2 protein-coding genes are annotated in these 6,042 nt (G+C 70.4%); both read right to left on the bottom strand.

What is annotated here, in order from left to right; translation table 11 throughout:
• Positions 1-5: 5 nt before the first annotated feature.
• Complete coding sequence (locus ABEA33_RS25625) at positions 6-1,472, bottom strand: glutamate synthase subunit beta (protein ID WP_345529953.1); 1,467 nt, start codon at positions 1,470-1,472, stop codon at positions 6-8.
• Positions 1,465-6,021: a glutamate synthase large subunit gene (gene gltB, locus ABEA33_RS25620; RefSeq protein WP_345530056.1), complete on the bottom strand. Its 4,557-nt coding sequence runs from the start codon at positions 6,019-6,021 to the stop codon at positions 1,465-1,467. The genes ABEA33_RS25625 and gltB overlap by 8 nt, the downstream gene beginning before the upstream one ends.
• Positions 6,022-6,042: the final 21 nt, after the last annotated feature.

Raw genomic sequence — 6,042 nt, 5'->3', positions numbered from 1 at the left:
ATGGATCAGACGACCAGCGGGCGTTCGGTGGGCTTGATCGGCGACGGGAGCGTCGTCGATCCGGTGAGGAAGGTGTCGACCGCGGCGGCCGCGGCCCGCCCCTCGGCGATCGCCCACACGATCAGCGACTGGCCCCGGCCCGCGTCGCCGGCGACGAAGACGCCCGGCACCGAGGACTGGTAGGCCAGGTCGCGCTTGATGTTGCCGCGCTCGTCGAGGTCGACGCCGAGCTGCTCGACGAGGCCCGGCTTCTCGGGGCCGAGGAAGCCCATCGCGAAGAGCACCAGCTCGGCCGGGATGTCGCGCTCGGTGCCCTCGATCTCGGTGAGCTTGCCGCCCTCGAAGACCACGTCGACCAGGCGCAGCGCGCGGACGTTGCCGTCCTCGTCGCCGAGGAACTCCTTGGTCGAGACGGCGTAGACCCGCTCCCCCGCCTCCTCGTGAGCCGAGGAGACCCGGAACGTCATCGGGTACGTCGGCCAGGGCTGACCCGCGGGACGGGACTGCGGCGGCTCAGGCATGATCTCCAGCTGCGTGATCGACGCGGCACCCTGACGGGTGGACGTGCCGAGGCAGTCGGCACCGGTGTCGCCGCCACCGATGATCACGACGTGCTTGCCGGTCGCGAGGATCTGGCCCTCGACCTCCGCGCCGAGCGCGACCCGGTTGGCCTGCGGGAGGAACTCCATGGCCTGGTGGATCCCGCCGAGCTCGCGGCCGGTCACGGCCAGGTCACGCGGCTCGGTGGCCCCCATGGCGAGCACGACGGCGTCGTACCGCTCCCGGAGCTTGTCGGCGCCGAGTGCAGAGCCCACGTCGACACCGGGCCGGAAGACGGTGCCCTCGCGGCGCATCTGCTCGAGACGCTTGTCGAGGTGCTTCTTCTCCATCTTGAACTCGGGGATGCCGTAGCGCAGCAGCCCGCCGACCTTGTCGGCCCGCTCGTAGACGGCGACCGTGTGGCCCGCTCGGGTCAGCTGCTGGGCGGCGGCGAGACCCGCCGGGCCGGAGCCGATCACCGCGACGGTGCGACCCGAGAGCCACTCCGGCGGCTGCGGCCGGACCAGGCCGGACTCCCACGCCTTGTCGATGATCGAGACCTCGACGTTCTTGATCGTGACCGGGTCCTGGTTGATGCCCAGGACGCAGGCGGTCTCGCACGGGGCCGGGCACAGGCGACCGGTGAACTCCGGGAAGTTGTTGGTCGCGTGCAGGCGCTCGATGGCGCCCTCCCAGTCGTCGCGCCAGACCAGGTCGTTCCACTCGGGGATGATGTTGCCCAGCGGGCAGCCCTGGTGGCAGAACGGGATGCCGCAGTCCATGCAGCGGCCCGCCTGCTGCGTGATGATCGGCAGCAGCGCCCGCCCGGCGCTGCCGGGGTAGACCTCGTTCCAGTCCTGGACTCGTTCCTCGACCGGGCGCCGCTCGGCGACCTTCCGGCCGTCCTTCAGAAAGCCCCTCGGGTCAGCCATGGAGTGCCTCCATCATCGCGTGGGCGGTCTCGTCCTCGTCGAGGCCGGCCTCTTCGGCCTTGGCCTTCGCGTCGAGGGACTTGCGGTAGTCGCTGGGCATGACCTCGGTGAACCGCGTCAGTGCGGTCTCCCAGTCGGCGAGCAGCTCCTCGGCGACCAGCGAGCCGGTCTCCTCGAAGTGCGCGCGCACCAGCTGCTCGAGGTCGGTCGCGGCCTGGCCGACGACGGGTCCGAGCTCGACGAGCTCGGTGTTGACCCGCTGCGGCTTGAGGTCGAGGACCCAGGCGATACCGCCCGACATGCCGGCCGCGAAGTTGCGGCCGGTCTTGCCGAGGACGACGACGCGCCCGCCGGTCATGTACTCACAGCCGTGGTCGCCCACGCCCTCGTTGACGAGCCACGCGCCGGAGTTGCGGACGGCGAACCGCTCGCCCACCCCGCCGCGCAGGAAGATCTGGCCGGACGTCGCCCCGTACGCGATCGTGTTGCCGGCGATGATCTGCTCGTTGCTGTTGAACGTCGCCGCCCGGTCGGGACGTACGACGATCCGGCCGCCCGACAGGCCCTTGCCGACGTAGTCGTTGGCGTCGCCCTCGAGGCGGAGGGTGATGCCTCGCGGCACGAACGCGCCGAACGACTGGCCGGCGGAGCCGGTGAACGTGATGTCGATCGTGCCGTCGGGCAGGCCCTCGCCGCCGTACTTCTTGGTGACCTCGTGGCCGAGGATCGTGCCGACGGTGCGGTTGACGTTGCGGATCGCGACCTGGGCCCGCACCGGCTCGCCGCTCTCGATCGCGGGCTGCGCCAGCGGAACGAGCTCGGTGACGTCGAGCGACTTCTCCAGGCCGTGGTCCTGCGACTTCGTGCGGTAGAGGTCCTGGTCGGGGAACGCCGACCGGTCCGGCTGGTGGAGCACCGGGGTCAGGTCGAGACCGGACGCCTTCCAGTGGTCGACCGCCGTACGGGTGTCGAGCACGCCGACCTGCCCGATCGCCTCCTCGATGGTGCGGAAGCCCAGCTCGGCCAGGATCTCGCGCACCTCTTCGGCGATGAACTCGAAGAAGTTCACGACGAACTCGGGCTTGCCCGAGTAGCGCTCGCGCAGGACCGGGTTCTGCGTCGCGACGCCCACGGGGCAGGTGTCGAGGTGGCAGACCCGCATCATGATGCAGCCCGAGACGACCAGCGGGGCCGAGGCGAAGCCGAACTCCTCCGCGCCGAGCAGCGCGGCGATGACGACGTCGCGACCGGTCTTGAGCTGACCGTCCGTCTGGACGACGATCCGGTCGCGCAGCCCGTTGAGGAGCAGCGTCTGCTGGGTCTCGGCGAGGCCGAGCTCCCAGGGTCCACCGGCGTGCTTGAGCGACGTCAGCGGCGCCGCACCGGTGCCACCGTCGTGGCCGGAGATCAGCACCACGTCGGCGTGCGCCTTCGAGACGCCCGCCGCGACCGTGCCGACGCCGACCTCGGAGACCAGCTTGACGTGCACGCGGGCCTGCGGGTTGGCGTTCTTGAGGTCGTGGATCAGCTGAGCCAGGTCCTCGATCGAGTAGATGTCGTGGTGCGGCGGCGGGCTGATCAGGCCCACACCCGGCGTGGAGTGCCGGGTCTTGGCCACCCACGGGTAGACCTTGTTGCCGGGCAGCTGGCCGCCCTCTCCGGGCTTCGCGCCCTGCGCCATCTTGATCTGGATGTCGTCGGCGTTCGTCAGGTACTCCGACGTGACGCCGAACCGACCCGAAGCGACCTGCTTGATCGAGCTGCGGCGCTCGGGGTCGTAGAGGCGGTCCGGGTCCTCGCCGCCCTCACCGGTGTTGGACTTCGCGCCCAGCCGGTTCATGGCGATCGCGAGGGTCTCGTGCGCCTCCTTGCTGATGGAGCCGTACGACATCGCGCCGGTCGAGAACCGCTTCACGATCTCGGACACGGGCTCGACCTGCTCGATCGGGATCGGCTGGCGGCCGGAGCCGTCGGCGTCCTTGAACCGGAACAGGCCGCGCAGCGTCATCAGCCGCTCCGACTGCTCGTCGACGCGCGCCGTGTACTGCTTGAAGATGTCGTAGCGGCCGCTGCGGGTGGAGTGCTGCAGGCGGAAGACGGTCTCGGGGTCGAAGAGGTGCGGCTCGCCCTCGCGGCGCCACTGGTACTCGCCACCGATCTCGAGCTCGCGGTGCGCCGGCAGGATGCCGCCGCGCGGGTACGCCGTGGCGTGCCGGCGCGCGACCTCCTCGGCGATCGTGTCGAGCTCGATGCCGCCGAGCTTGGACGTGGTGCCGGTGAAGTAGCGGTCGACGACCGCCTGCGAGAGGCCGACCGCCTCGAAGATCTGCGCACCGGTGTACGACGCCACCGTGGAGACGCCCATCTTCGACATCACCTTCAGGACGCCCTTGCCGAGCGCCTTGATGAGGTTCTTGACGGCCTGCTCCGGCTCGGCGCTGACGTAGTAGCCCTCGCGGGCCAGGTCCTCGACCGACTCCATCGCCAGGTAGGGGTTGACCGCGGCGGCGCCGTACCCGACGAGCAGCGCCACGTGGTGCACCTCGCGGACGTCGCCGGCCTCGACCAGAAGCCCGACCTGGGTACGGGTCTTCTCGCGCACCAGGTGGTGGTGCACGGCGCCGGTCAGCAGCAGCGACGGGATGGGGGCGTGCTCGGCCGTGGAGTGGCGGTCCGACAGCACGATGATGCGGGCACCGTCAGCGATCGCGGCCGACACCTCCGCACAGATCTTGTCGATCCGCTCGGCCATCGCCGCTCCCCCGCCCTCGACGGGGTAGAGCCCACGCGAGACGTGGGTGATGAAGCCCGGCATGTCGCCGTCACGGTTGATGTGCCGGATCTTGGCCAGGTCGTCGTTGGAGATGACCGGGAACGGCAGCACCACCATCCGGCAGGACGCCGGCTGCGGCTCGAGCAGGTTGGACTCCGGGCCGATGGTGCCGGCCAGCGAGGTGACCAGCTCCTCGCGGATCGCGTCGAGCGGCGGGTTGGTGACCTGTGCGAAGAGCTGGCTGAAGTAGTCGAACAGCAGCCGCGGCTTCGCGCTCAGCGACGCGATGGGCGTGTCGGTGCCCATCGAGCCGAGCGGCTCGCCCCCGCCGTTGGCCATCGGCGTCAGGATGACGCGCAGCTCTTCCTCGGTGTAGCCGAAGACCTGCTGCCGGCGCGTGACCGAGGCGTGCGTGTGGATGATGTGCTCGCGGTCGGTGACGTCGGCGAGGTTGATCAGGCCGGCGTGGAGCCACTCGTCGTACGGGTGCTCCGACGCGAGCTGCGTCTTGATCTCCTCGTCCTCGATGATCCGGTGCTCGTCGGTGTCGATGAGGAACATCCGGCCCGGCTGCAGCCGGCCCTTGCGGACGATCGTGGCCGGGTCGAGGTCGAGGACGCCGACCTCCGAGGCCAGGACGACGAGGCCGTCGTCGGTGACCCAGTAGCGCGAGGGACGCAGGCCGTTGCGGTCCAGGACGGCGCCGATCTGGGAGCCGTCGGTGAAGACGACGCACGCCGGTCCGTCCCAGGGCTCCATCACGGCGGAGTGGAACTCGTAGAACGCGCGGCGCTTGGCGTCCATCTCGGCGTGGTTCTCCCACGCCTCCGGGATCATCATCAGCACCGAGTGCGGCAGCGAGCGGCCACCCATGTGCAGCAGCTCGAGCACCTCGTCGAAGGAGGCCGAGTCGGACGCCCCAGGGGTGCAGATCGGGAACAGCCGGTCCAGGTCGCCCGGGATGACGTCGGAGGCGAGCAGCGCCTCGCGGGCCCGCATCCAGTTGCGGTTGCCCATGACGGTGTTGATCTCGCCGTTGTGGGCGATGAACCGGAACGGGTGGGCCAAGGGCCAGCTCGGGAACGTGTTCGTCGAGAAGCGCGAGTGCACGACCGCGAGGGCCGATGCCATCCGCTCGTCGACCAGGTCCGGGAAGACCTTGTCGAGCTGGTCGGTGGTGAGCATGCCCTTGTAGGCGAGCGTCCGGGAGGAGAGCGACGGGAAGTAGACGTCGGTCTCGTGCTCCGCGCGCTTGCGCAGGCAGAAGGCGAGCCGCTCGAGCGCCATGCCCGTCACCCGGGTGCCGGCACCCGCGACGAAGAGCTGGGCGAAGCTCGGCATCACGCCGAGGGCCATCTGGCCGAGCCCCTCGGGCTGGACCGGGACCTCGCGCCAGCCGAGGACGGTCAGGCCCTCCTCGGCGGCGATCTCCTCGATCCGACGGCGGGTCTTCGCGACCTCCTCGTCGTCGCCCGGCAGGAACGCCGTACCCACGGCGTACGCGTGCTGGGCGGGCAGCTCGAAGTCGACGACCGCCCGGAGGAACGCGTCGGGGACCTGGAGCAGGATGCCGGCACCGTCGCCGGAGTTCACCTCCGCACCCGCCGCGCCTCGGTGGTCGAGGTTGCGGAGCGCGGTCAGTGCCTTGACGACGATGTCGTGGCTGGCAACGCCGGTGAGGGTGGCGACGAAGGCCACCCCGCAGGCGTCGTGCTCGAAGCGGGGGTCGTAGAGCCCTTGTGCTTGCGGGCCGGTCCAGTGTGCGGGCCCAGGCAAGGGTGCGGGCGGCGGGAATGC

The organism is Nocardioides endophyticus, assembly GCF_039543845.1.
Lineage (GTDB): Bacteria > Actinomycetota > Actinomycetes > Propionibacteriales > Nocardioidaceae > Nocardioides > Nocardioides endophyticus.
The sequence above is the reverse complement of the archived record's forward strand: the minus strand, read 5'-3'. Positions and strand labels throughout refer to the sequence as shown.